18 protein-coding genes are annotated in these 25,535 nt (G+C 69.4%); 9 read left to right on the top strand and 9 right to left on the bottom strand.

Annotation, left to right across the window (positions count from 1 at the left end; genetic code table 11):
* The first annotated feature begins 266 nt into the window (after positions 1–266).
* The 6 genes from OG736_RS28500 (at position 267) to OG736_RS28475 (ending at position 7,620) form a co-directional block, all read left to right on the top strand.
* Positions 267–1,256, top strand: coding sequence for an ABC transporter permease (locus OG736_RS28500; RefSeq protein WP_327184939.1), 990 nt, complete (start codon positions 267–269; stop codon positions 1,254–1,256).
* 37 nt (positions 1,257–1,293) lie between these two features.
* Entirely contained in the window at positions 1,294–3,096 is a 1,803-nt protein-coding gene (locus OG736_RS28495) for an ABC transporter substrate-binding protein (protein ID WP_442817087.1), read from the top strand.
* Between the two features lie 101 nt (positions 3,097–3,197).
* A complete protein-coding gene (locus OG736_RS28490; protein WP_020127950.1) occupies positions 3,198–4,178 on the top strand; it encodes an ABC transporter permease in 981 nt (326 codons plus the stop codon).
* A 48-nt stretch (positions 4,179–4,226) separates the two neighbouring features.
* Positions 4,227–5,264 (top strand): ABC transporter ATP-binding protein, encoded by a 1,038-nt coding sequence (locus OG736_RS28485; protein WP_327184938.1) that lies wholly within the window; start codon positions 4,227–4,229, stop codon positions 5,262–5,264.
* Between the two features lie 26 nt (positions 5,265–5,290).
* Positions 5,291–6,352, top strand: a complete 1,062-nt coding sequence (locus OG736_RS28480; RefSeq protein ID WP_327184937.1) for an ABC transporter ATP-binding protein — start codon at positions 5,291–5,293, stop codon at positions 6,350–6,352.
* A gap of 482 nt (positions 6,353–6,834) precedes the next feature.
* The gene (locus tag OG736_RS28475) at positions 6,835–7,620 is read left to right on the top strand and encodes an AfsR/SARP family transcriptional regulator (RefSeq protein WP_327184936.1); all 786 of its coding nucleotides are present in this window, start codon (positions 6,835–6,837) and stop codon (positions 7,618–7,620) included.
* Positions 7,621–7,626: 6 nt separating this feature from the next.
* Here OG736_RS28475 and OG736_RS28470 read toward each other — a convergent pair whose 3' ends face one another.
* Complete coding sequence (locus tag OG736_RS28470) at positions 7,627–11,001, bottom strand: AfsR/SARP family transcriptional regulator (RefSeq protein ID WP_327184935.1); 3,375 nt, start codon at positions 10,999–11,001, stop codon at positions 7,627–7,629.
* Between the two features lie 306 nt (positions 11,002–11,307).
* Positions 11,308–11,814: a DinB family protein gene (locus tag OG736_RS28465; RefSeq protein ID WP_327184934.1), complete on the bottom strand. Its 507-nt coding sequence runs from the start codon at positions 11,812–11,814 to the stop codon at positions 11,308–11,310.
* Between the two features lie 97 nt (positions 11,815–11,911).
* On the opposite strand from OG736_RS28465, the gene OG736_RS28460 reads away from it, so the two are divergent.
* Positions 11,912–12,661, top strand: a complete 750-nt coding sequence (locus tag OG736_RS28460) for a class I SAM-dependent methyltransferase (protein ID WP_327184933.1) — start codon at positions 11,912–11,914, stop codon at positions 12,659–12,661.
* 184 nt (positions 12,662–12,845) lie between these two features.
* On the opposite strand, the gene OG736_RS28455 is transcribed toward OG736_RS28460, so the two are convergent.
* The 7 genes from OG736_RS28455 to OG736_RS28425 all read right to left on the bottom strand — a co-directional run bounded on the left by OG736_RS28455 (position 12,846) and on the right by OG736_RS28425 (position 24,042).
* Positions 12,846–13,967, bottom strand: coding sequence for an ABC transporter ATP-binding protein (locus OG736_RS28455; RefSeq protein WP_327184932.1), 1,122 nt, complete (start codon positions 13,965–13,967; stop codon positions 12,846–12,848).
* 47 nt (positions 13,968–14,014) lie between these two features.
* The gene (locus OG736_RS28450) at positions 14,015–15,076 is read right to left on the bottom strand and encodes an ABC transporter ATP-binding protein (protein WP_327184931.1); all 1,062 of its coding nucleotides are present in this window, start codon (positions 15,074–15,076) and stop codon (positions 14,015–14,017) included.
* 32 nt (positions 15,077–15,108) lie between these two features.
* The gene (locus OG736_RS28445; protein WP_327184930.1) at positions 15,109–16,089 is read right to left on the bottom strand and encodes an ABC transporter permease; all 981 of its coding nucleotides are present in this window, start codon (positions 16,087–16,089) and stop codon (positions 15,109–15,111) included.
* 123 nt (positions 16,090–16,212) lie between these two features.
* The gene (locus OG736_RS28440; protein ID WP_327184929.1) at positions 16,213–18,018 is read right to left on the bottom strand and encodes an ABC transporter substrate-binding protein; all 1,806 of its coding nucleotides are present in this window, start codon (positions 18,016–18,018) and stop codon (positions 16,213–16,215) included.
* 65 nt (positions 18,019–18,083) lie between these two features.
* Positions 18,084–19,118, bottom strand: coding sequence for an ABC transporter permease (locus OG736_RS28435; protein ID WP_327184928.1), 1,035 nt, complete (start codon positions 19,116–19,118; stop codon positions 18,084–18,086).
* Between the two features lie 660 nt (positions 19,119–19,778).
* Positions 19,779–21,686 (bottom strand): translational GTPase TypA, encoded by a 1,908-nt coding sequence (typA, locus tag OG736_RS28430; RefSeq protein ID WP_020127962.1) that lies wholly within the window; start codon positions 21,684–21,686, stop codon positions 19,779–19,781.
* 151 nt (positions 21,687–21,837) lie between these two features.
* Positions 21,838–24,042: an ABC transporter family substrate-binding protein gene (locus OG736_RS28425; protein WP_327184927.1), complete on the bottom strand. Its 2,205-nt coding sequence runs from the start codon at positions 24,040–24,042 to the stop codon at positions 21,838–21,840.
* Positions 24,043–24,360: 318 nt separating this feature from the next.
* On the opposite strand from OG736_RS28425, the gene OG736_RS28420 reads away from it, so the two are divergent.
* Positions 24,361–24,651: an Rv0250c family protein gene (locus OG736_RS28420; protein WP_327184926.1), complete on the top strand. Its 291-nt coding sequence runs from the start codon at positions 24,361–24,363 to the stop codon at positions 24,649–24,651.
* 35 nt (positions 24,652–24,686) lie between these two features.
* Complete coding sequence (locus OG736_RS28415; protein WP_327184925.1) at positions 24,687–25,520, top strand: succinate dehydrogenase subunit SdhC; 834 nt, start codon at positions 24,687–24,689, stop codon at positions 25,518–25,520.
* Positions 25,521–25,535 lie beyond the last annotated feature (15 nt).

The raw sequence follows: 25,535 nt of genomic DNA, 5'->3' as shown, positions 1-25,535 counted from the left end.
AACCCCTTGCCCGTTTCGCGCAGTTGGCCCGAATTCAGACACGGAACGATCACGGCGCGCTACACGCGTAGCTACGATACGGTCAAGCTCAGGTAAAGAAAGTAAAGAGAAAACCAAGGGAGACCAGAATTTATTGACCGTGAACGAATTGCGTTGAAAAAGTCCGGCGTAGCCCGTAGGGAGTGCCCTGCGGAGTCATCAGACCCTCCCGTGGGCTCAGGAGCACCATGACCCCCCCAACTCCATCAGCGGCTGCCCCGCTTGAGGTGACCGACGAGAGCGTCGAGAAGTCGCCCACGCCCTCCACCCACAAGGGCAGCGAGGGCCGCTCTCCCGGACGGCTGGCGTGGAACCGCTTCAAGCGGGACCGCACGGGCGTCATGTCCGCGTGCATCGTGGGCTTCTTCTTCGTGATCGCCGTCGCCGCTCCGTTGATAGCCAAGCTGTACGGCAAGGACCCCTACACCACGTACGCCAGCCAGCGTCCCGAGCTGCTGAACCCGTTCGCCTACCCGTCGGGTCCGAACGGCGGCATGAGCTCCGAGTTCTGGTTCGGCATCGAACCCCAGCTGGGGCGCGACGTCTTCACCTTCCTGCTCTACGCGATCCGCAACTCGCTGGGCATCGCGCTCGCCGCCACCGTGCTCACCGTGGTCCTCGGTGTGGTCATCGGCACCACCGCGGGCTACCTCGGCGGCAAGACGGACTATCTCGTGGGCCGGGTCATCGACATCCTGCTGTCGTTCCCGTCCACGCTGTTCTTCATCGCCTTCATGCCGGTCGTGTTCGGGCTCTTCGTCGCTCCCGACGAGGAGATCCCGACCTGGCTGCGGGCCACGGCTCTGATCATCGTCCTTTCCGCCTTCGGGTGGGCGTCCATCGCCCGACTGCTGCGCGGCCAGGTACTGGGCCTGCGTGAACGGGAGTTCGTCGAGGCCGCGAAGGTCACGGGTGCATCACCGGGGCGTATCGTCTTCAAGGAGCTGCTGCCCAACCTGTGGACGCCGATCATCATCCAGACCACGCTGATGCTCCCGGCGTACGTCACCGCTGAGGCGGGTCTCGCCTTCCTCGGAGTCGGCATGATCGACCCGACCCCGGACTGGGGCGTCATGATCGCGCGGGGTGCAAGTTTCTACACCGAGGACCTCACCTTCATGCTCTTCCCGGGCCTGTCCATGGTGATCTTCGTCCTCGCGTTCAACCTGCTCGGCGATTCGGTGCGTGACGCACTCGACCCCAAGTCCAAGCGCTAGCTCCGGACCTCTTCAGGACCACGGCAAGGACGCCGGGGTGCCGGATCTCTCTCATCACTCCCACTTCAAGGCAGGCAGCATGTCCTTCTCGCGCAGAAACTTCCTCATCGCCACCGGCGTTGCCGCGGCGTCGACGTCGGTGCTGAGCGCCTGCAGCAGCGGCGACGAGGGGGGCTCCTCGCAGGACAAGGCCCCCAAGGTCACCGGGGCCAAGACCGTCGAGATCCCGGTCGGCACCAAGGCCGACTCCACCGGCCCGGCCCCCGAGGTGACGGGCGCGGTCAAGGGCGGGACGATCTACTCGCTCCAGCAGTTCGACATGGACCACATGGACCCGGCGCAGATCTACGTCTCGACCGAGGGCGCCATCACCGTGCCGATCATGCGCGGTCTGACCGGCTACAAGCTGGACGCCAAGGGCAACGCCACCCTGGTCGGCGACGCCGCGACCGACGCCGGCACCATGAAGGACGGCGGCAAGACCTGGACCTTCACGCTGAAGGACGGTCTGAAGTGGGAGGACGGCGCCGAGGTCTCCTCGGACGACCTCCGCCACACCTTCGAGCGCCTCTTCGCCACCTTCGTCACCGAGGGTCCGCGCTACGTCCAGGACTTCCTGGTGGGCGGCGACAAGTACAAGGGCCCGTACGAGGGCAAGAGCCTCTCCTCCATCGAGGTCGACGGCAAGACCATCACCTTCCGTCTCAAGGAAGCCCGCGCCGACTTCAACTTCACGCTCGCGATGCGCGCTTACTCCCTGGTGCCGAAGAAGCACGACACCAAGGAGAAGTACGACAAGCAGCCGATCTCCTGCGGCCCGTACAAGGTCGAGAGCCGCAACATCGGCAAGTCGATGACCTACGTGCGCAACGAGCACTGGGACCCGAAGACGGACGCGATCCGCAACGCCTACCCGGACAAGTACCTGTTCCAGATGGGCTACGAGCTGGTGGCGTCGACCGACCGCTGGATCGCGGACAAGGGCACCGACCAGTACGCGGTGCCGATCTTCAACGAGGTCGCGCCCGAGCGCATCGCCCAGGTCCTCACCAACGCCGAGCTGAAGAAGCGCGTCCTCACCGCGGTCGACACGGTCACCTACTACTGGCCGATCAACATGACCCGGATCACGGACCTCAAGGTCCGCCAGGCCATCAACTACGCCTGGCCGCACCAGCAGCTGCAGACCATCGGTGGTGGTGCCTACAGCCAGGAGATCGCCACCACGATCTTCGCCCCGGTGACGCCCGGCTACACCAAGTTCGACCTGTACGGCGTGGACAAGAAGCCGGGCGGCGACCCGGCGAAGGCCAAGGCCCTGCTGAAGGAGGCCGGCAAGGTCGGCCAGAAGCTGGTCATCGCCTACCAGCAGTCGGACACCGCGGTGAAGACCGCCGTCGCCATCAAGAACGCTCTGGAAGAGGCCGGCTTCACGGTCGTCAACAAGCAGGTCGACAAGTCGACCTTCTACACCCAGATCGGCAAGATCGACAACGACTTCGACCTGTTCGCGGCCGGCTGGAGCCCGGACTGGCCGAACGGCTACTCGCAGTTCTACCCCTGCTGGAGCGGCAAGAACATCGGCGACGGCCGCAGCAACTACGCCCAGCTGAACGACCCGAGCGTCAACAAGGCGATCGACGCGGCGTCCCAGATCGCGGACGTGGCGGAGGCCAACAAGGCCTGGGGCAACATCGACAAGATGATCATGGAGCTCGCCGCGGTCGTCCCGGACTACCACAAGATCCGTAACTACCTGTACGGCTCCAAGGTCGGCAACGTCATCTGGGACAGCGCCAACACCTGCGTCGCGCTCTCCAAGCTCTACGCCAAGAAGTAAGCGCACGCCCCCCGGGGGTGGCCGTCACCATGGCCACCCCCTGCGGTCCACCCCCCTCTCCTTACCGCGGCGACGGCGCCCCGTCCGGAAAGTCACGCCTCATGCTCCGCTTCCTTGTCCGCCGAGTCATCGGCGCGCTGGTCATTCTGTTGATCATCAGCGCCATCACCTTCTGGCTCTTCTACGCCGTGCCGCGTGACCCCGCCATGATGTCCTGCGGCAAGAACTGCACGCCTGAGAACCTCGCGCAGATCCGGAAGAACCTGGGCATCGACCACTCCATCCCGGTGCAGTACTGGTACTGGCTGAAGGGCGTCTTCGCCGGTCGCGACTACGCCGGTTACGGGTACTGCGACGCGCCCTGCTTCGGCTACTCCTTCGCCAACAACGTGCCGGTCTTCGACACGATCATGGACCGCCTGCCGACGACCCTCTCGCTCGCCTTCGGCGCGGCCGTCGTCTTCCTGGTCCTCGGTGTCGGCGCGGGCATGCTCGCGGCCCTCAAGCAGGGCAGGTTCCTGGACAAGTTCGCCAGCTCGGCGTCGCTGCTCGGCTCGTCGCTGCAGATCTACTTCGTCGGCTACATCGCGATGTACTACTTCGTCGCACAGCTGGGATGGCTCGACCAGCCGTCGTGGACGCCCTTCAGCGACGACCCGGTCGCCTGGTTCTCCGGACTGCTGCTGCCCTGGCTGGTCCTGGCGATCATCTTCACCGCCAACTACACCCGTATGACCCGCTCGCAGCTCGTGGAGCAACTGAGCGAGGACTACGTCCGTACCGCCCGCGCCAAGGGCCTGTCCCGGGCGAACGTGTTCTTCCGGTTCGCCTGGCGCGGCGCCATGGGCCCCATCGTCACGGTGTTCGGCATCGACCTCGGCACGCTGATCGGCGGCGCCATCATCACCGAGCAGACCTTCAGCCTCCCGGGCATCGGCCGGCTCGCGGTGAAGTCCGTGGACCAGAGCGACCTGCCGATGCTGCTCGGCGTGACCCTCCTGGCCGCCGGTGCGATCGTGTTCTTCAACATCATCGTCGATGCCGTCTACGCTCTCATCGACCCGCGGATCCGGCTCGCCTGACCTCCGCCAGACCCCCTACCTCTCGCATCACCCCCCAGGAGCGTCCCCGTGACGAGCACCGATCAGCAGCCCTTCCTCTCCGTCAGGGACCTGAAAGTCCATTTCTCCACCGAGGACGGCATCGTCAAGGCCGTCGACGGGCTCTCCTTCGACCTGTTGAAGGGCAAGACGCTCGGCATCGTGGGCGAGTCGGGCTCCGGCAAGTCGGTCACCAACCTGGCCATCCTGGGTCTGCACGACCGCGACCGCACGGCGATCGAGGGCGAGATCCTGCTGGACGGCAAGGAGCTGCTGACCGCCTCCGAGAAGCAGCTGGAGCGGCTGCGCGGCAACAAGATGTCGATGATCTTCCAGGACGCGCTGGCCTCACTGTCGCCGTACCACACGATCGGCAAGCAGATCGGTGAGACGTACCGCAAGCACACCGGCGCCTCCAAGAGCCAGTCGCGTGCCCGGGCGATCGAGATGCTGAAGCGGGTCGGGATCCCGCAGCCGGAGGTCCGGGTGGACGACTACCCGCACCAGTTCTCCGGCGGTATGCGCCAGCGCGCGATGATCGCCATGGCGCTGGTGTGCGACCCGGAGCTGCTGATCGCCGACGAGCCGACCACCGCGCTCGACGTCACCGTCCAGGCGCAGATCATGGACCTGCTCAAGGACCTCCAGCAGGAGTTCGGCACCTCGATCGTCTTCATCACGCACGACCTGGGCGTCATCGCCGACATCGCCGACGACGTCCTGGTGATGTACGGCGGCCGGTGTGTGGAGCGAGGCACCAAGAGGGAGGTGCTGCGCAGCCCGCAGCACCCCTACACGCTGGGCCTGCTGAGCTCGATGCCGAACCTGGAACACCCGGTGGACATCCCGCTCAACCCGATCCCCGGTTCGCCGCCCTCGCTGCTGAACCCGCCCACGGGCTGCCGCTTCCACCCCCGGTGCACCTTCGCCGAGAAGGTCGAAGGGGGCCTGTGCTCCAAGGAGCAGCCGCCGCTGGAGGTCACGAACGGCCGGGGTTCCGCCTGCCACCTGACCGCCGACCAGCGCGCCGAGTTCTTCACCGACCTCGCCGGCAGCGCCGCGAACTGACGTACAAGAGACGGGATTTCACCACCATGAGCAGCACCACTCCCCTCCTGGACGTCTCCGGGCTCACCAAGCACTTCCCGATCAAGGGCGGCTTCCCGATCCGGCGTACGGTCGGTGCCGTGCAGGCCGTCGACGGGCTGGACTTCCAGGTCGCCGAGGGCGAGAGCCTGGGCCTGGTCGGCGAGTCCGGCTGCGGCAAGTCGACGACGGGCCGGCTGATCACCCGGCTGCTGGAGCCGACCGGCGGCCGGATCTCCTACCGCGGCGAGGACATCACGCACGCGGGCCGCAAGCAGCTGGCCCCGATCCGCTCCGAGATCCAGATGATCTTCCAGGACCCGTACGCGTCGCTGAACCCGCGCCAGACGGTCGGCAAGATCATCTCCGGGCCCATGGAGATCAACGACATCCACCCGGCGGGCGGGCGCGAGGCACGCGTGCGCGAGCTGCTGGAGATCGTCGGTCTCAACCCCGAGCACTACAACCGCTTCCCGCACGAGTTCTCCGGCGGTCAGCGCCAGCGCATCGGTGTCGCCCGGGCGCTGGCCCTGGAGCCGAAGCTGATCGTGGCCGACGAGCCGGTCTCCGCGCTCGACGTGTCGATCCAGGCGCAGGTCGTCAACCTGCTCCAGAAGGTCCAGCGGGACCTGGGCATCGCGTTCGTCTTCATCGCCCACGACCTGGCCGTCGTACGGCACTTCTCGCAGCGCGTGGCGGTCATGTACCTCGGCCGGATCGTCGAGATCGCCGACCGCGACGACCTGTACGGCAACCCGCGCCACCCCTACACCCGGGCGCTGCTGTCCGCCGTGCCGGAGGCCACCGTGCAGGACGAGGGAGCCCCGGGCCGTGAGCGCATCCGCCTCGTCGGTGACGTGCCCTCGCCCATCAACCCGCCCTCCGGCTGCCGCTTCCGCACCCGCTGCTGGAAGGCGACGGAGAAGTGCGCGACCGAGGCCCCGCCGCTGGTGCAGGTCGAGGGCAACAAGCCCGGTCACCTGACGGCGTGCCACTATCCCGAGACGACGGATGTCCCGGCCACCGTGCCGGCGCCCCGTCTCGCCAAGGACCCCGAGGCGGCGGCCTGACACACCCCTTTTCGTCAGCCGCCCCCTTTCGGAGCGGACTTTCTCGGCCCATTGACCCGAGCCCATGAACGTCCGGTCCAGGGGACGAAGGCCCGCGCTCACCCGGCGCGGGCCTTCACTCGTACCGCTGGGCCCGCGGGGCCCGCCAGGGGCGCGGGGAACTGCGCGAACAGCCACAACGCACCCGCACCTGACGAGACGGACCGGAGCCACCACCCCCCTCAGGGGCGCGGGGAACTGCGCAATCGCCACAACGCGCCCGCACCTGACACCACGGGCCGGAACCACCCCCTCAGGGGCGCGGGGAACTGCGCAACCGGCCACGATCCACCCGCACCCTCCGACGCGCCGCAACCCGCCCACAACCCGCCCGCAACCCACCGCGCCCCGCCCGGCCGGTGGCAGCCGTGCAGCATCCATGCGCCAGCCGAACACCTCGCGCGCACACTCGTGACTCGAGTGGTTCGAGGTACGGGGGGTACATGGAAATTCAGCTGCTGGGCTGCGTCGAGGCACGGGCCCGCTCCGGCGACAAGCTGCCGCTTCCGCACGGCACCAAACTGCTGCTGGCGGCACTGGCCTGGACCCCCGGCGCGTTCGTCGCCGACGAGACGCTGATCGAGCGGGTGTGGCAGGAGCGCCGGCCCCAGCACCCGCGTGACGCGCTGTACATCCAGGCCACCCGGCTGCGGAAGGCGCTGCGGGCCGACGGGCAGCTGACCGAGGGCTTCGAACTGATCCGGAAGCGGGGCGGATACGTCCTCGCGATCGACGAACGCTGTGTCGACACCGCGCGGTTCCGCGCCCTGGTCCGGCAGGCGCAGCAGGAGGCCCGCGCCGGCGACACCGAGACGGCACTCGGGCTCTACGCACGGGCCCTGGAGCTGTGGCGGGGCGAGCCGCTGTCCGACGTGCGCACGGCCTGGGCGGAGTCGACGCGGGTGACGCTGCGACGTGAGCACCGGGAGGCGCTGGTCGGCAGCACCGAGCTGTACCTGCGCGTGGGACGGCACGAGGAGTGCCTGCCGCAGCTGCACTGGCTGGCCGAGATGCACCCCTTCGACGAGAAGGTCACGGGCCTGCTGATGCTCGCCCTGCACCGCGGGGGACGCCAGGCGGACGCGCTGGACTGCTTCCAGCTGCTGCGCCTGCGGATGATCGACCTGCTGGGCTGCGAACCGGGCCCGGAGCTGCGGTCCCTGCACGAACGGATCCTCGCCCGCGACCCGCGGCTGCGGCTCGGCAGCGCTTACGCCACGTCGGTCTGAAGCGGCTCAGCCGTCGAAGTGCTCGGTCAGGTAGAGGGTGAGGCGGGACTCGGCGTCCGGGGGGAGCTCACGGTGACGGTGGTGGGGCAGCGGGCGGGACGGGGCGGACGTCCCGGGGGGATGCCGGACGCCCAGCGCCGCGTACAGGGCGGTCGCCTCCGTCCTTGCCTCGCGCGCCGGGCCGGTGTCGCCGTGCGCCCCGTGGGCCGAGGCGAGGGCCGCCGTGGCACGGGCGTGCAGGAGGCGCTGGCCGGAGTCCCGGGCGAGGGCGGCGGCCAGGGTCGCCGCGTCGCGGGCCCGGGTGGGGGCGGCGTCGCTGCCGGTGCCGGCATCGGCGTGGGTGCTGGTGCCGGCGTCGAGGAGCGTCAGGGCGGTCGTGAGGTGGACGCGCGGGAGGGTGAGGGGGTTGCCGTCGGACGCGAGCCGTTCGGCGCGCTCCAGATGGTCCAGGGCGTCGGCCGGGCGGCCCTGGGCACGGGCCAGGTCGGCGCGGGCCAGCAGGACCTCGACGAGGCCCGCCCGGTGACCGGTGCGTTCGGCGATCTCGAAGGCGGCGTCGAGGTGTTCGGCCGTCTCCTCGGCGCGGCCCGCGCGCAGCTTCACCGAGGCGACCCCGACCAGGCTGTCGACCTGGCAGTTGCGGTTCTCCACCCGCCGGGAGACGGCGAGGGCGTCCTCGTAGGCGAGAAGCGCCCGGTCGTCCCGGCCGGCGTCGGCGTGGACCCGGCCGAGCGCCTCGAGGGCCACGGCCTCCGTGTAGGTGGACCCGGAGTCGCGGGAGACCAGGAAGCAGGTGCGCAGCGCCGCCGTCGCCTCGTCGAACCGGGCCTGCTTCTGCCGGACCAGGGCGAGGTTGACGAGGGCCATCGCGCGGTTGTGGTGGACCGTGTCGCCGATCAGGTCGAGGGCCGCGCACGCCGCCTCCTCGGCCGCGTCCAGGCGCCCCAGGGCGAGGTTCAGGGACGCCGTGTTGATCAGCATGATCTCCACGTTCTTGACGTTGTCCAGGGTGCGGTAGAGCGCGAGGGCACGGTCGTAGCAGGGCAGCGCGCGGCGCAGCTCGCCCAGCAGCTTGAGGGTGACGCCCTTGCCCTGGAGGCTGCCGGCCTCGCCGTACGTCCAGCCGGCCCGGCGGGCCAGTCGCTCCGCCTCCTCGTACTCCGTCAGCGCGCCCCGCAGATCGCCGTTGCGCCAGCGGGCGCTGCCCAGGGACAGGCACATGGAGGCCTGGCCGACCTCGTCCCCGCCGCGCGCGGCCACCTCCCGGGCGAGGGTGGCCAGCCGCATCCAGTCGGAGAGCGGCCTGCGGTGGTGGAAGAGGTCCTGGAGCGCGTCCACCAGCCACCACACGTACGGCGCGGGGCCGTGCTCGGCGGCGTGGCCGATCGCGGCCGCGATGTCGTCCCACTCGCCGTCGAACCAGGCGTACGCGTCCTCGGCGCCGTCGAACTCCCGCGGCAGGGAGCCCTCGACGGCGGGCGGGCGGGTGCGCATGACGTACAGGCCGGCCGTGGCGGCCGCGTTGACGACGCTCTGGAGGTAGTGGTCGAGGACGCGGGTGACGGCGGCGGCCCGCTCCGCGGGGGAGTCCTCGGCGGCCGTCCGGTCACGGGCGTACTCGTGCACGAGGTCGTGCCAGGCCGGACGGCCGTGCTCGACGTCGCGCAGCAGGTGGACCCGCTGGGCCAGCCGCAGCAGGTCGGCCAGGCGATGTTCGTCGGTCCCGGCGGCCGCGGCGGCCGCCGGGACCGACCGGCCGGTGCCCGGCAGCGCGCCCAGCGCGCGGAAGGCCCGCCGGGCCTCGTCCGGCAGCGCTCCGTACGACAGGTCGAGCGCGGCCCGTACGGCGACGGACTCCTCGCCCTCGACATGCAGCCGGGCCAGTCGCCCCCGGTCCGCGAGGTCACGGACGTAAGCCCGGATACTGCCTGGCCGGTCGCCGATCCAGGAGCCCGCGACGCACAGGGCGAGCGGCAGGTGGTCGCAGAGTTCGACGAGCCGCGCCGCGGCCTCCGGATCGGCGGCGACGGCCTCCGCGCCGACCGCGCCGCTGATCAGCTCCAGTGCGGCGGCACTGTCCAGGACGTCGCAGGACACCCGGTAGGCGCCGTCCAGGGTGACCAGGCCGCTGAGCTTGTCGCGGCTCGTCACCAGCGTCAGTGATCCCGCCGAGGCGGGCAGCAGCCGCCGTACGTACGACGCGTCGGCCACGTCGTCGAGGACGACCAGCACCCTGCGGTCCGCGAGCAGCGTCCGGTACAGCGCGGTCTGCGCCTCGGCGCCCAGCGGGATGTCGCGCGGGGCGCAGCCCAGGCCCTGGAGGAGCAGCGGCAGGGCCTCGCCGGGGGTCATCGGCTCGGCGTTGTCGAAGCCCCGCATGTCGAGGAAGAGCTGGCCGTCGGGGAAGCGGTCGGCGACCCGGTGGGCCCAGTTCAGCGCCAGCGCGCTCTTGCCGACGCCCGCCGGTCCCACGATCAGGGCGAGCGGTTCCGAGGTGCGCAGACAGGAGTCGAGGCGGTCGAGTTCACGGTCGCGGCCGACGAAACGACGTGGGGTGGGCGGGAGTTGGCGCGGCACGGGGCGCTCGGACGTCTGGGCGGACCGCTCGGGCGGGGCGGCTGCGGAGCGACCGCCGCCGCCTCGCAGCAGCCGCTGGTGCAGGTCCCTGAGGTCGGCCGAGGGCTCCATGCCGAGTTCGTCGACCATGCGCCGGCGCAGCGCGGTGTACAGCTCCAGGGCCTCGGCGCTGCGGCCGTCCTGGTGCAGTGCGCGCATCAGCAGGCCGTGCGGGCGTTCGCGCAGCGGGTGGGCGGCGGTCAGCCGGAGGAGTTCGGCGATGGCCTCGCGGTGCCGGCCGGTCTCGATCCCCGCCTCGGCCACACCCTCGCGGGCCACGAGGTGCAGTTCGGCGAGGCGTTGGCGCTCGGCCTCGCGCACGGCGACCTCCGACAGGTCGGCCAGCGGCTCGTCCCGCCACAGCGCGAGGGCCTGTTCACCGCTGCGCCGGGCCGCTCGCCAGTCGCCGTCGGCCGCGGCCCGCGAGGCGTCCCTGATGAGGTTCTCGAAGGCCAGCAGGTCGAGTTCGTCCGGGCTCGCGTGCATGACGTAGCCGGGCCGACGGGTGGTCAGTAGCTCCGTCCCCGCCGGGCCGAGGGCGCGCCGCACCTCCGCGACGAGGGCCCGTACCCGGGCCGCGCCCGCGCCGGGCGGCCGGTCGTCCCACAGGCACTGAATCAGCCGGTCGACGGAGACGACATGGTTGGCGTGCAGCAAAAGCACGGCGCACAGCGCGCGTTGCCGGCCGGTGAGTACGACGGCCCGTCCGTCGATCTCGACGTCCAGCGGTCCGAGCAGGCGGAACCGGGGCCGTGGGGTGAGCATTCACAGAACGTAGTCCAGGGGCGACTGCCGGGCAACGCCGACCTTCACGATCGGGAACCGACGGGTTCCCGGGCGTCGGGATCCGGCCAATTCCCGGAGGCCGGGGCCGGGGTGGCGACCGGGTGCCGCGCAAGGCGGGGCGGCCGGGCCCCGGGCGGGGCGGGCGCCGCGTGTCCCCCGTCGGTCGCCCGCCCCGGACAAGAGTCTCGCCGAGCCGTCTTTCCGAGCCCCTTCGGCGATCTTTCACCTGTCCTTCACCCCGGCCCGACCAGCGGAAACCCGCCCGACACGACGGGAGACGCGTACCTAGACGCCGGTGCGGCCGTCGATCAGTTCGCGCAGGATGTCGAGGTGGCCGTTGTGCCGGGCCGACTCCTCGATCAGGTGCAGCAGGATCCACCGCAGGTCCACATGACGGCCGTCGCCCGTCGCCCGCTGCGCCTTGGTGTCGAGGTCGTGCTCGGCGACCAGCTTGCGGTGCCGCTCGGCGTGTTCGGCATACTCGTCGAGCACCTGCGCGAGCGGGACGTCGACGGCGATGCGCATCTCGCGGTCGGGGTCCTCGTCGGTCCACGGCCCCTCGTCCTCCTCGCCGAGGAACACGACCCGGAACCAGTAGTACTCGACCCAGCGCAGATGGTTGACCAGGCCGCTCGGGGTCATCAGCGGCGAACCCGGCAGGGGCGCCTTGCGGGCGTCCTCATCGGAGAGGTCCTCGCACTTGGCGCGGGCGGTGTCGCGGGCGTAGTCGAGGAAGGTGGTGAGCTGGGTGCGCTCGTCCCACGCGGAAGGAGTGTCGTCTGTTCTCGTCATCGCGCTGAGCATGTCCGGCCCCCGGCCCGCCTGTCGAGGGAATTCGGATGTTCTGGATCTTGTCCTGTGCCGCGCCGAGGTGTGGCACACTGCCGCGGTGGTCGATCATTCGTTCGCTGATCTGACACTCGCCGCGCTGTACGACAGCATCAATCCGTGGGGGCCGGACGACGACTTCTATCTGAACCTGGTGAGATCCGCCGACTCGGTGCTCGACGTCGGCTGCGGCACGGGCCGGCTCCTCGCGCGGGCCGCGTCGGACGGCCATCCGGGGCGGCTCACGGGCCTCGACCCGGCGGCCGCGATGCTCGTACAGGCCCGGCGCCGCGCGCCCGGCGTGGAGTGGCTGCTGGGGGACCTCAACACCCGTATGTGGCAGGGCGACTTCGACCTCGCGATCATGACGGGCCATGCCTTCCAGGTGCTTCTCGGCGACGAGGAACTGCGCGGCGCGCTGCGGGCCGTACGGTCGGCCCTGAGTGACGCAGGGCGGTTCGTGTTCGAGACCCGCAACCCGGCCGCGCGGGCCTGGGAGAGCTGGACCCCGGACCGCGTCCGCGAGGTCACCGACGCGGAAGGGCGGGTCGTACGGGTCTGGCACGAGGTGGCGGACGAACCGTCCGGTGACCGGGTCACGTTCACGGAGACCTTCGACTCCCCCGGCTGGCCCCGGCGCCACACCGGCCGCGCCACCCTCCGCTTCCTCACCCCGGAAAGCCTGACCGGTTTCCTGGCGGAGGCGGGGCTGCGGGTGGAGGAGCAGTACGGGGACTGGGACCGAGGACCACTGACCCGGACAAGCCCGGAGATCATCACGGTGGCGGCACCGGCGGCCACTGCGAGGTGACGCCGAGCGGGAGCCTGGGGCCCGCAGGGCCCACCAGGGACGCGGGGAACTGCGCGACCAGCCACGACGAACCCGCCCCCGAACGCGCCGGGACGACAACGGAAATCGGGCGCCGACCGGGACGACACCGAAGGGCAGGGTCCCGGCGGGCCCGCACCGGGGATGAGGCGCCGGCCCGCCGGAGTCACCCGCGCCCCTCCTCCAGCGCAGCCAGCGCCGGGTCCAGCACGATGTCCTCCTCGCGCCCCTCGATCGTCGGCTCCTCCGGGAAGTGGCAGGCCGTCAGATGGCCTTCGTGGTTCCCGGAGATCCGGATCAGCGGCGGCTCCTCGGCCGCGCACTTGTCCTGCGCCTTCCAGCACCGGGTGCGGAACCGGCAGCCCGAGGGCGGGGCGATGGGCGACGGCACGTCCCCGGCCAGCCGGATCCGCTCCCGGGCGGCCGTCTCCCCGCCGGCGACGTTCACCTCGGGGACCGCGGAGAGCAGCGCGTGGGTGTACGGGTGCCGGGGCCGGGTGTAGATGGAGTCGCGGTCGCCGACCTCGATGATCTTCCCGAGGTACATGACGGCCACGCGCTGCGAGAAGTGCCGTACGACGGCCAGGTCGTGGGCGATGAACAGGAACGCGATGCCGAGCTCCTGCCGGACCTGCTGGAGCAGGTTGACCACCTGCGCCTGGATCGACACGTCCAGCGCGGAGACCGGCTCGTCGGCCACGATCAGCTTCGGCTCGAGCGCCAGCGCCCGGGCGACACCGATCCGTTGCCGCTGGCCGCCGGAGAACTCGTGCGGGAAGCGGTTGTAGTGCTCGGGGTTGAGACCGACGATCTCCAGCAGCTCGCGCACGCGTGCCTCGCGCCCGCCCGCGGGCTCGATCCCGTTGACCTCCATCGGCCCGGAGATGATCTTGCCGACGGTCTGCCGGGGGTTGAGGGAGGAGTAGGGGTCCTGGAAGATCATCTGGATCTCGGACCGGATCGGCGCCAGCTGCCGGCGCGAGGCGTGCGAGATGTCCTGCCCGCGGTACGTGATCGTCCCTGCCGTGGGTTCCAGGAGCCGGGTGATCAGGCGGCCGGTCGTGGACTTGCCGCACCCCGACTCCCCCACCAGACCGAAGCTCTCACCGGCCCGCACGCTCAGGTCGATGCCGTCCACGGCCTGCACCTGCCCGACCGTACGCCGGATCGGGAAGCCGCCCTTGACCGGGAAGTGCTTGGTGAGCCCCGCCACGACGAGCAGCTGCTCCCCGTCGCCGTCGGTGTCCGCCTCGCGCGGGGCGGGGAGAACGAGTTCCTCTTTCTTCACGTGCTCCTCCTGGCCTTCTTCACGTGCTTGCTCCTCAGGTCCTGCCCCTACCCCAGTCGGGGCTTGATCTCGTCCTCGAAGACGGTCCGCTTCTGCTCCGCCGTGAGGTGACAGGCGGAGGCGCGGTCCGGGGCCAGCGGGGGACGTTCGGTGACACAGCGATTGCCGCCCACCCGGTCCCGGAAGGTGCAGCGGGGGTGGAAGCGACAGCCGGAGGGCGGGGTCAGCAGCGACGGCGGGGCACCCGGGATGGGAGCGAGGGGAGTGCCCAGGTCCGAGTCGAGCCGGGGCATGGAGTTCAACAGACCCCAGGTGTAAGGGTGTTGCGGTGAGCGCAGCACCTGCTCGGTCGTCCCGCGTTCGACCGCGCCGCCCGCGTACATCACCATGATGTCGTCGGCCATGTCGGCGATGACACCGAGGTCGTGCGTGATGAAGATGATCGCGGTGCCGAACTCCCGCTGGAGGTCCTTCAGCAGGTCGAGGATCTGCGCCTGGACGGTGACGTCGAGCGCGGTGGTCGGCTCGTCGGCGATCAGCAGGTCGGGGTCGCAGACCAGCGCCATCGCGATCATCGCGCGCTGCCGCATCCCGCCGGAGAACTGGTGCGGGTAGTCCTTCGCCCGTTCCCGGGGGTTGGGGATGCCGACCTTGCCGAGCATCTCCACCGTGCGCTCCCAGGCGGCCTTCTTCGAGGCGCCCCGGTGCTTCATGTACGGCTCGGCGATCTGCCGGCCGACGGTGTAGTACGGGGAGAGCGCGGTGAGCGGGTCCTGGAAGATCATCGCGACCTTGTTGCCGCGCAGTTTCTCCAGTTCCGACTCCCGGGCCGTGGTCAGCTCCTGCCCCTCCAGCAGGATCTCGCCCTCGACGGTGGTGAACATCGGGTTGTGCAGCCCGAGGACGGTCAGGTTGGTGACGGACTTCCCGGATCCGGACTCGCCGACGATGCCGAGGGTGCGGCCGCGTTCGAGGTCGAAGGAGAGCCCGTCGACGGCCCGGACGGATCCGTCCTCGGTGCTGAAACTGACGTGCAGGTCCCGCACCGAGAGGAACGCGCCCGCGCCGGCCGGGACGGGCGCCCCGGCCTCCTTGGTCACAGTGGTCACGACAAAGCTCCTGACGACAGTCCGGGAATCGGCTAGGACAGCCGTACGCGCGGGTCGATGAAGGCGTAGCAGGCGTCGACGACGATGTTGCAGAGCAGGATCACGGCGGCGGCGAAGAGCATCACGCCCAGCAGCAGCGGAAGGTCGCTGAACTGCACGGATTCCACCGCGAGATGCCCGAGGCCGGGCAGTCCGAAGGTGTACTCGGTGATGATCGCGCCGCCGAGCATCGAGGAGAGGTCGATGCCGAGGATGGTGACGATCGGGATGAGGGAGCCGCGCCAGGCGTACCGGAAGAAGACGTACCGCCGGCTCATCCCCTTGGCGCGGGCGGTGCGGATGTGTTCCTCCTGGAGCTGTTCGATCATCGACGAGCGCGCCATACGGGTGTACTGCGCGGCGAAGATCGTGGACAGCACGACCCAGGGGATCATCAGCCCGGTGAACCAGGCGAGGGGATCCTTGGTGAGCTCGGTGTACCGGGGCTCGTCGAAGATGTGGGTCTGGTACACCAGCACGGCGAGGGCGAGCGGGCCCAGGAAGTAGATCTGCATCGAGCTGAGCACCATGGAGCCCGCGGTGAACGACTTGTCGATGAGCGTGCCGCGCCGCCAGGCGGCCAGCATTCCGGTGCCGAGTCCGACGAACAGGAAGATGACGGTGGCGCCGAGCGCGAGCGAGACGGTGAGCGGCAGCCGGTCCATCAGGGTCGACCAGACCTGCTCGTTGGTGTGGTACGAGTAGCCGAAACAGGGGGCGGGGCAGGGCCCCTGGGCGAAGTCGTCCCGGCCCGCGACCAGCCCTTGCAGGAAGATCCAGAACTGCTCGGGGATCGACTTGTCGATGCCGAGCGTGCGGTGGATGTTCGCCAGCGCGTCGGGCGTGCACGTCTTGCCGCACATCAGCAGCGCCGGGTCACGGGGCATGCCGAAGAACAGCAGGAAGGCGACGACGGTCAGCAGGACCAGGATCACCAGCGAGCCGAGGGTCCGGCGAAGGAGGAAGCGCAGCATCTCAGTGGCAGCTTTCGGGCTCGTGAGGCCGGCTCGTGGAGCCGGCTCAAAGGGCCGTGCGGGCCGGTGCGCCCCGTCGCGGAAGCGGGACGGGGCGCACCGGGCGCCGCGCTCGGGAAGGGGTTACTTCACAAACAGCCTGCGCGGGTCGATGCCGCCGATGACGTCGTCGTACACAAGGCCGCCGATCTTCGAACCGGCGATCTGGGTCTGCTTGTAGTACGCCGTCGGGATGTTGGAGACGACGTCCTTCACGATGTACTCGTTGATCTTGTTCCAGGCCTCCGCGGCCTTGATCGGATCGGTGATGGTGCTCGCCTTGTCGATGTCGGCGTTCACCTTCGGGTCGTTGACGTGCGAGTAGTTCGCGGCGCCGTCCTGGATCTGGCGTCCGTCGTAGAGCGGCGGGATGACGGTCGAGGCGCTCGGCCAGTCCGCTCCCCACGCGGTGTGGTAGATGTCGAAGTTGTTCTTGACCTTGCCGACCTGGTCGTAGTACGTCTCGGCCGGGATCTCCTGGCGCTGGACGTCGAAGCCGGCCTTCTCCAGACCCGCGGCCATGGCGGTGGAGTACTGCTGGCCCTCGGGGGTGTTGATGTAGCCGAAGGTCAGCTTCAGGCCCACCTTGCCGGCCTTCTCCAGGAGTTCCTTGGCCTTGACCGGGTCACCGGCCGGCTTCTTCTTCTTGCCGAACGGGTCGAAGTTCGGGTTGTAGCCGGAGACGGTGGGGCTGATCAGACCGCCGGCGACCTCGCGGGCCGCGGTGCCGCCGTAGGCGCGCACGAACGGGGTGATCGGCAGGGCGTAGGCGATGGCCTCGCGGACCGTCTTGTCCTGCATCTCCTTCTGGGTCAGGTTGATGTCGATCTGGCCCACGTACGGCTGGTAGCCGGCGACGGTGCGGGACTTCAGCGTGGCGTCGGCGAGGACCTTGGACAGGTTGCCCGCGTCGACCTCGTTGTTGAAGCTGACCGCGGTGGCGTTGGCCCCGGAGTCGTCGAGGATCGCCTTGGTGGAGTCCTCGTACTGCTTGTTGAACGCGAAGGTGAACCGGTCGATGTACTGGTGCCGTATCGGGTCGGTCTTCGGGTCCCAGTTGGTGTTCTTCACCAGGATCATCGACTTGCCGGACTTGAATTCCTGGATCTTGTACGGGCCCGCGGTCATCGGGGCCTTGTCGTACTTCTCCTTGGTGTCCTTCGCCTTCGAGACGAGCGAGTAGCCGGCCATGGCCAGCGCGTACGGCAGGTCGGGCTTGGCCTTCTTGAACTTGAAGACGATCGTCTTCGCGTCCGGCGTCTCCAGGACGGTGTCCGGCAGATGCTTACCGCCGTACGGGCCGCCCTTGAGCAGGTCGCGGTACCCGGTGCCCGGTGTGTCGGCGAGCCACTGCTGGATGAAGGTCGGACCGTTGGCGACGAACGGCGCGAACAGCCGCTCGAAGGTGTGCCGCACGTCGGTGGCCGTGATCGCGGAGCCGTCGGCCCACTTGACCCCGTCCTTCAGCGTGTACTTCCAGGTCTTGCCGCCGTCGGTGGTGGTGCCGCTGTCGGTGGCCAGGTCGCCGACGACCTCGTGCTTCTTGCCGTCCTCGCCGGTCGCCTTGTAGCCGGTCAGGCCGCGGTGGATGAGCTGCGACAGCGCCATCTCGTCGGAGACGTAGATCTGCCCGGGGTCGAGGTGCGCGTAGCTGTCTCTCTGGAGAACGGTGACCGCGCCTCCGGGTTTGGCACCGGGGACCTCGGTGGCCGGGCCGGTCGAGGCCTTCACGTCGCCGAAGTCGATGGAGGACTGCTGCCGTTGGGCGTTCTCCTTGTCGTCCTTGTTGCTGCCTTCCTTGCTGCCGCCCTCGCTGCAACCGGAGAGCACGAGCGCTCCGGCAGCGACCAGCGAGAGCGCGGCGTACGCGCGGCGTCCACCCTTACCCATCACTCGTTTCCCACCCATCTCTTTGAGTCCAGCAGTCTGTGAGTCCAAAAGACGTGATGTGCGGATCAGCGCGCCGTCTTGGGGTCGAAGGCGTCCCTGACCGAGTCCCCGAGCAGGTTGAACGCCACGATGAAGATGATCATCGAGACACCGGGGAAGAACATGTAGGTGATGTCGTTCTGCATCACGAGTTCGGTCGCCGCCTTGGAGAACATCTGGCCCCAGTCCGGCGTCGGTTCGACCAGTCCCACGCCGAGGAAGGACAGACCGGCCTCGGCGGTCACGAAGTTCGGCAGCATGTAGGTGGCCTGCACCAGGATCGGCGTGACCACGTTGGGCAGGATCTCCTTGCGGATGATCCGCCCCGGTGGCGCCCCGCTCACCTTGGCGGCCTCGATGAACTCCCGTTCCCGCAGGGCGAGACTGGTGCCGCGCAGGATGCGGCCGAGACTCATCCAGCCGAGGAACCACTGCACCGAGATCAGGGCGACGACCCGGACGTAGACGGGCGTCTCGTCGCGCGGGCTGACGAACAGGGAGACCACGACCGGCATGCTCGCGATGAAGAACAGCTGGGCCGGGATGGCGAGCAGAAAGTCGATCACCCGGCTGATCAGGAAGTCCGTCCTGCCGCCGAGATAGCCGGCCGCGACCCCTAGGACGATGCCGGTCAGCACGGTGGCGAGGGTGACCGCGAGGGAGATGCCCAGGGAGTTGCGGATGCCGTAGAGCAGCTTGGTGAAGACGTCGTAGCCGTTGCCCGGTTCCAGGCCGAACCAGAACTCGCCGCTGATCCCGCCGTTGGGCTGCACCGGCACACCCGCGCTGTCGAACAACTCCGGCCGTTCGTCCGCGTACACGGTGTACGGGTTGTTGCCGTAGAGCTTCGAGATCAGTGGGGCGAGCAGGCCGACCAGGAAGAAGAACAGCACGACGTAGGCGGAGATCACGCCCGTGCGGTCCCGCTTGAAGCGGAGCCACATGAGCTGACCGGGAGACCGGCCCACGGGCACCTTGGCCTCGGGCGCCGCCGTCGGCTCCTGGTCGCCGTCGACCACGACCGACGTACCGCCGCCCTCGATGTCGGTAGGACTTGTCACAGTTCGCCCATTTCACTTCACGGGTGTGGGTGTGCCGAGCCGGCGACGGACGCGGGCTGCTGCCGCGTGATCGCCGATCGGTGCATGAAGGGACGCCGGAGTGCGCCGCACGGACGGCTCACAAGAAGCCGCAGCCGGACGCGCGTAGCAGAACGGGAGGCCCAGGGTCAGTGACAGTCGCCGCGGGCGGGGGCGGACAGACCGGTGATGGACCGCATGGGCCGGTTGACTGGCATGGGGATCCTCCTTGTGACTCCACGTGTTCACCGACAGGAGGGGGCGCTCGTCCGACCTCCGACACCCCTGACGGAGGGTCAGACACCCCCTGGTGCTCGCGAGTCGGCGCTGTCCCCACAGCGCGAGACCCATTGACCCGAGCGTTACGCGGCTAACTATCTGGCATGCGCCATGTGCCGACCACCGTCTTTAAATCTCAATTCAGTCACAGCTGACGCCTAGATCTTCCAAAATCCGGACAAAGTCTCTGGCGTGAGAAGGGCGCGAAACGGACTTGTTACATGGGTATCGGGCGAGGATCTCCGCATTTCGGACAACAGTCACCGCGAGGGCTCCGAAAAACGGGTTGCAGAAAGCCCGGGTGCCCCCACGATGGGGACACCCGGGCTTCCGAGTGTGCTGCGGCGGTGAACTACCCGCGGATCAGCCGTGCTTGGCGCGGCTCGCGGTGCGGGCGCGGTCACGCTGGTCGAGCACGACCTTGCGGATGCGAACCGCCTCCGGGGTCACCTCGACGCACTCGTCGTCACGGCAGAACTCCAGCGACTGCTCGAGCGACAGCTTGCGCGGCGGCACGATCGCCTCGAACGAGTCGGCCGCGGCGGAGCGCATGTTGGTGAGCTTCTTCTCCTTGGTGATGTTCACGTCCATGTCGTCGGCGCGAGAGTTCTCGCCGACGATCATGCCCTCGTACACCTCGGTGCCGGGGTCGGTGAACAGCACACCGCGCTCCTGGAGGTTCGTCATCGCGAACGCGGTGACGGCACCCGCGCGGTCGGCGACCAGCGAACCGTTGTTACGGGTCGTCAGCGTGCCGAACCACGGCTCGTGGCCCTCGTGGATGGAGTGGGCGATGCCCGTGCCGCGCGTGCCGGTCAGGAACTCGGTCCGGAAGCCGATGAGGCCGCGGGAGGGGACGACGAACTCCAGGCGGACCCAGCCCGAACCGTGGTTGGACATGTTGTCCATCCGGCCCTTGCGGACGCCCATGAGCTGCGTGACCGCGCCCATGTGCTCCTCGGGGACGTCGATCGTCATGCGCTCGACCGGCTCGTGGACCTTGCCGTCGATCTCCTGGGTGACCACCTGAGGCTTGCCGATGGTCAGCTCGAAGCCCTCACGGCGCATCTGCTCGACCAGGATGGCCAGCGCCAGCTCGCCGCGGCCCTGCACCTCCCAGGCGTCGGGACGCTCGGTGTCCAGGACGCGGAGCGAGACGTTACCGACCAGCTCGCGGTCCAGGCGGTCCTTGACCTGACGGGCGGTGACCTTGCGGTCCTTGACCGCGGCCTTGGCCGAGGCACCCTTGCCGGTGCCGCCGCGGCCGACCAGCGGCGAGGTGTTCGTGCCGATGGTCATGGAGATCGCCGGCTCGTCGACCGTGATCAGCGGGAGCGCGATCGGGTTCTCGGGGTCGGCGAGGGTCTCACCGATCATGATGTCCGGGATACCGGCCACGGCACAGATGTCACCGGGGCCCGCCATCTCGGCCGGCTTGCGGGTGAGCGCCTCGGTCATCAGCAGCTCGGTGATGCGCACGTTGGAAAGGGTGCCGTCGCGCTTGATCCACGTGACGGTCTGGCCCTTGCGCAGCTCGCCCTGCTCGACGCGCAGCAGCGCGATACGGCCGAGGAAGTTGTCGGCGTCCAGGTTGGTGACGTGCGCCTGGAGCGGAGCCGCCTCGTCGTACTCCGGGGCCGGGACGTGGGACAGGATCGTGGAGAAGAACGGCTCCAGGCTGTCGCTGTCCTGCGGGACCGTGCCGTCCTCCGGCTTGGTCAGCGAGGCGACACCGTCACGCGCACACGCGTAGACGATCGGGAACTCGATCTGGTCCTCGTCGGCGTCCAGGTCCAGGAAGAGGTCGTAGGTCTCGTTGACGACCTCGTCGATCCGGGAGTCCGCCCGGTCGGTCTTGTTGATGCACAGGATGACGGGCAGACGCTGCTGGAGCGCCTTGCGCAGCACGAAGCGGGTCTGCGGCAGCGGGCCCTCGGAGGCGTCCACCAGCAGCACGACGGCGTCGACCATCGACAGGCCGCGCTCCACCTCGCCGCCGAAGTCGGCGTGACCGGGGGTGTCGATGATGTTGATGGTGATGACGTCCCCCCCGTCCTTGGGGTGGTACTTCACCGCCGTGTTCTTGGCGAGGATCGTGATGCCCTTCTCACGCTCCAGGTCGTTCGAGTCCATCATGCGGTCGTCGAGCGACTCTGCGGCGTGCGCGGCGAAGGCGCCGGCCTGCTTGAGCATGGCGTCGACCAGAGTCGTCTTGCCGTGGTCGACGTGGGCGACGATGGCTACGTTGCGAATGTCGTGGCGCGTGGCCATAAAGCGGCGTTCTCCCGGAGTGTGAGGGCGACCCTGCTGCGTACGTCTGTGTTACGCGGGCCCTGCCGGGCTTGACACGCCACGGCCTCACCCCATGGTACGTGGCCCGGCGGGGGACGGCCCCCGCAGGGCCACTCGGCTCACTTCGCGCTCACTTCACGGAGGGGCTCGCGGAGGCTTTCGCCCCCTTCTTCGCGCCCTTCTTCAGGAAACCCATGTCCTCGTAGACGGGGGTCTGGAAGCCGAAGGCACCGGCGTTGACCACGCTCTTCCGCACCGCGGTGAGCTGGGGGCGCTGATAGAGAGGAATCGATCCGGCAGCCGCCCAGATGCGGGAGTCGGCCTTGCGGATCAGGGACCGCTTCTCGCCCTCGTCCAGGGTCGAGACCGCCTGTTCGAACAACTGATCGACCTGGTCGGTGCCGACCCGGGTGTAGTTCTGCTCGACGCTCAGCGAGCCGTCGGCGGCCGGCACCGGCTTGGCGTAGATCGGCCGGGCGTCGGTGGCGGGGAAGGCGGACCCGGGCCAGGAGTACAGGGCGAGGTCGTACTGGCCGGAGGCGATGTGGTCCTTGAAGTAGCTCTCGTCCGAGACCTTGGTGATGTCCGTGCCGATGCCGACCTTCGCCAGCATCCTCGTGATCCGCGCGGCGACCGCCGCCAGCGGCTCCGACCCCGGCCCGGACGGCAGCACGAACCGCAGGCTGAGGGCCTTGCCGTCCTTGGCCAGCGCCTTGGCCGGGGCGGCGGCCGGCGCGGCGGTGCCCTTCGGGGCGTAGGCGCCGGGGGCGCCGCCGTGCACCTGCTTGAACTGCTTGCCGTCCTGGGCGAGCTGCCGGGGGCCGTCGTCGCTCCTGCGCGCGTTGCGCCCCTTGTCGTCCCCACCGACGACGTACGTGCCGTCGCCGTCCGCGGAGTCGTCGTCGGAGTCGCTCCGCTTCCCCTGTGACCCGCCCGCCTTCTTCCCCTCCGAGCCGGCCGCCTTCTCGCTCTTCTCCTGCTTCTCGACCGGGCCTCCGGGCACCCATCCGGCGTCCGCGAGCAGCGCCTGCGCCTCGGCGGTGTCCTGGCCGCCCAGCGCCCCGCTGTTGTCCGCGTACGCGTCCTGCCCGGCCAGGGCCAGATGGCTGCCGACCGGATCCGCGGGCAGACCGAGCGGCTTCAGCACCACCTTGGCCAGTTCCTTGCGGTCCAGCGCCCGGGCGACGGCCCGCCGCACCCGCTCGTCCGCCAGCAGCCCGTCCGCGCCGTTCAGCGCCAGCTGCGTGTACGCCGGCTCCAGCGATCTGCGCACCTCGAAGTCGCGCAGCGCCTTCTGCTGCTCTTCCCACTTCGCGATCGCCTTGCGCAGCTCGGTGCGGGCCTCGACCTCGTCCTCGGCCGTGTCCTCGTCCGAACCGTGGGCGAGCGCCCAGGAACGCAGCGCCTTCGCGGCCGTGCGCCCGGCGCCGGGACCGGCGAGCGGTCCGGCCGTGCCGTTCACGGCGCCGTCGACGCGCTGTGCGGCGGCCGGGTCGATCTCGGCCAGGTCGATCTTCCCGGCGGCCAGCGCGGACACCCGCTCGTTCCTCGGGACGGCCGTCAGCACGATCTCGGAGAGCTTGGCCGGCCGGCCCCACCAGCGGGTGTTGCGGGTGAGCCGGACCTGGTCGTTCTTGCGGTCGACCTTCTTCACCACGAACGGCCCGGCGGTCACCTTCAGCTTGCGGCGCGCCCCGTCGTTGAACGCGTCGGGCGTGCCCATGACGTCCTTCGGGTACAGCGGGGAGAACAGCGACCGCCAGTCGGCGTAGGTCCGCTTGAAGGTGACCCGGACCTCCAGGTCGTTCTCCCCGCGCTCGATCTTCTCGATGCGCTCGTAGCCGGCGTTGCGGGCTGTCCAGTAGGCACTGTCCTTGCCCGACAGGGCCCGCCACTGGGCGGCGAAGTCGGCGGCGCCGATCTCCCGGCCGTCGCTCCAGACGGCCTGCTGGTTCAGCTTGTACAGGACGACCTGCTTGGGCTCGGTGTCGACGACCTTCGCGGACTCCAGGTAGTCGGAGTCGCGCTGCGGGCGCCCGGTCGCGTCGAGCCGGTACATCGAGGGCAGGACGGCCTGGGCGACCCGCGTGGTCGTCGCGTCGGCGTCCGACTGGAAGGTGTTGAAGGTCTCCGGAACCGTGTCCACGGCCCACCGCAGTGTGCCGCCCTCGGCAACCTGGGCACGGCCGGCCGGGGCGATGTCCTGGCGGGCCAGGGGCTTGCCTGCCTCGTCCGCGGAGCCGCAGCCGGACAGCAGGGGCACCGCGAGCGCGCCCGCGGTGAGGAAGGCGACCGAGCGCATCACCGCGCGCGGGCCGACGCCGTCGTGGGACATCTCTGGTACCTCCGGTGAGCCGCTGCCGCCGGTGACCCGACACCCCGACATACATGGACGCGCATACGTCGACGCGGGTGCGTTTTGATCACGTTTGGCGGTATTTTGGAGTTGATCAGATCTACAGCTCACTGAAGAGGAAAGGGTTCGCCTGCCGTGGGCGACACGGCGGCAGGGCCTGCCAAGGCCACTCGTGCGGAGCAACGCACCCGCCAATCGCTGCACACGCCTTCACATCGACCGGTGTGACGCGCAACACTCTCAGGCGCATGAACGTTGCCGTCCAGGGCCCGGCCCACACGGAAGCGAGGACTGCTCATGTCCGTGCACGACGACCTGACAGCCGCCCAGCGCTGCCTCGACGACCTCTCCCGGTCCGTCGGCCGCCTGGAGCAACAGCTCGGCAGCACCGGCCTGGAAATGCGCCGGGTCCGTGCCGACGCAGACCATCTGAGGGAGAGCGTCGCGCTGCTGCGCGAGGCCGTCTCCCAGCCCGGCTCGTCGCGCAGGCCCGAGCTCGTCGCCATCCCCGACACCCCGTACGACGACTCCCTGTGGATCGACACGGACGACGAGGGACTCGGCGCCCGGGGCCGGCACGCCCCCTGACCCGGCACGCCCCCTGACCCGACCGGAGTCCTGAGTTGGCCACTGGTACGGAACCATCACCCACGGACCATCGTCCCCCGAGCGGCGTACGCAGCGCAGGACGCGCCGCGATCGCCGCTCCCCATCTGCGGACCGACCGCTGGTGGCTGGCCCCCGCGGCGACCGCCGCCGGCCTGCTGGCGTTCGTCGTCTACTCGACCTGGCGGGCCTTCGCGAACGCGGACTACTACGCGGCGCCGTACGTCTCCCCGCTCTTCTCCCCGTGCCTGGCGGAGAACTGCCAGACCATGCGGTCCGGCCCCAACTGGGACCTGTTCGGCAGCTGGTGGAGCCTGTCCCCCGCGATCCTCATCCTGATCTTCCCGCTGGGCTTCCGCCTGACCTGCTACTACTACCGCAAGGCGTACTACCGCGGCTTCTGGGCGTCGCCGCCCGCCTGCGCGGTGGCCGAGCCCCACAAGAAGTACACCGGCGAGACCCGCTTCCCGCTGATCCTCCAGAACGTCCACCGGTACTTCTTCTACGCCGCGATCGTCGTCGCCGGGATCCTGACGTACGACACCGCGCTCGCCTTCCGCGACGAGCACTACGCGTGGGGTCACATGGGCCTCGGAACCCTGGTCTTCCTGGTCAACATCGTGCTGATCTGGGCGTACACGATCTCCTGCCACTCCTGCCGGCACATCGTCGGCGGGCAGCTGAAGCACTTCTCCCGACACCCCGTGCGCTACCGGGCCTGGCGGTTCGTGGGGAGGCTGAACGCCCATCACATGCTGCTGGCATGGGTGTCGCTGGTGAGCGTGTCGCTCGCCGACCTCTACGTGTATCTCGTCGCGTCCGGCGCCTTCGACGATCCGAGGTTTTTCTAGATGAGTGGGGCCTGC

This window comes from Streptomyces sp. NBC_01334 (assembly GCF_035983595.1).
Classification (GTDB): domain Bacteria; phylum Actinomycetota; class Actinomycetes; order Streptomycetales; family Streptomycetaceae; genus Streptomyces; species Streptomyces coriariae.
Note: the sequence above shows the minus strand (reverse complement) of the source record. Positions and strands in the feature narration are given on the sequence as shown.

Excerpts from the sequence above, each read along its gene's own strand:
- OG736_RS28440 (WP_327184929.1), bottom strand. The coding sequence starts at position 18,018 with ATGGGTAAGGGTGGACGCCGCGCGTACGCCGCGCTCTCGCTGGTCGCT.
- OG736_RS28470 (WP_327184935.1), bottom strand. The coding sequence starts at position 11,001 with ATGCTCACCCCACGGCCCCGGTTCCGCCTGCTCGGACCGCTGGACGTC.
- OG736_RS28465 (WP_327184934.1), bottom strand. The coding sequence starts at position 11,814 with ATGACGAGAACAGACGACACTCCTTCCGCGTGGGACGAGCGCACCCAG.
- OG736_RS28475 (WP_327184936.1), top strand. The coding sequence starts at position 6,835 with ATGGAAATTCAGCTGCTGGGCTGCGTCGAGGCACGGGCCCGCTCCGGC.
- OG736_RS28425 (WP_327184927.1), bottom strand. The coding sequence starts at position 24,042 with ATGTCCCACGACGGCGTCGGCCCGCGCGCGGTGATGCGCTCGGTCGCC.
- OG736_RS28445 (WP_327184930.1), bottom strand. The coding sequence starts at position 16,089 with ATGCTGCGCTTCCTCCTTCGCCGGACCCTCGGCTCGCTGGTGATCCTG.
- typA (WP_020127962.1), bottom strand. The coding sequence starts at position 21,686 with ATGGCCACGCGCCACGACATTCGCAACGTAGCCATCGTCGCCCACGTC.
- OG736_RS28490 (WP_020127950.1), top strand. The coding sequence starts at position 3,198 with ATGCTCCGCTTCCTTGTCCGCCGAGTCATCGGCGCGCTGGTCATTCTG.
- OG736_RS28420 (WP_327184926.1), top strand. The coding sequence starts at position 24,361 with ATGTCCGTGCACGACGACCTGACAGCCGCCCAGCGCTGCCTCGACGAC.
- OG736_RS28480 (WP_327184937.1), top strand. The coding sequence starts at position 5,291 with ATGAGCAGCACCACTCCCCTCCTGGACGTCTCCGGGCTCACCAAGCAC.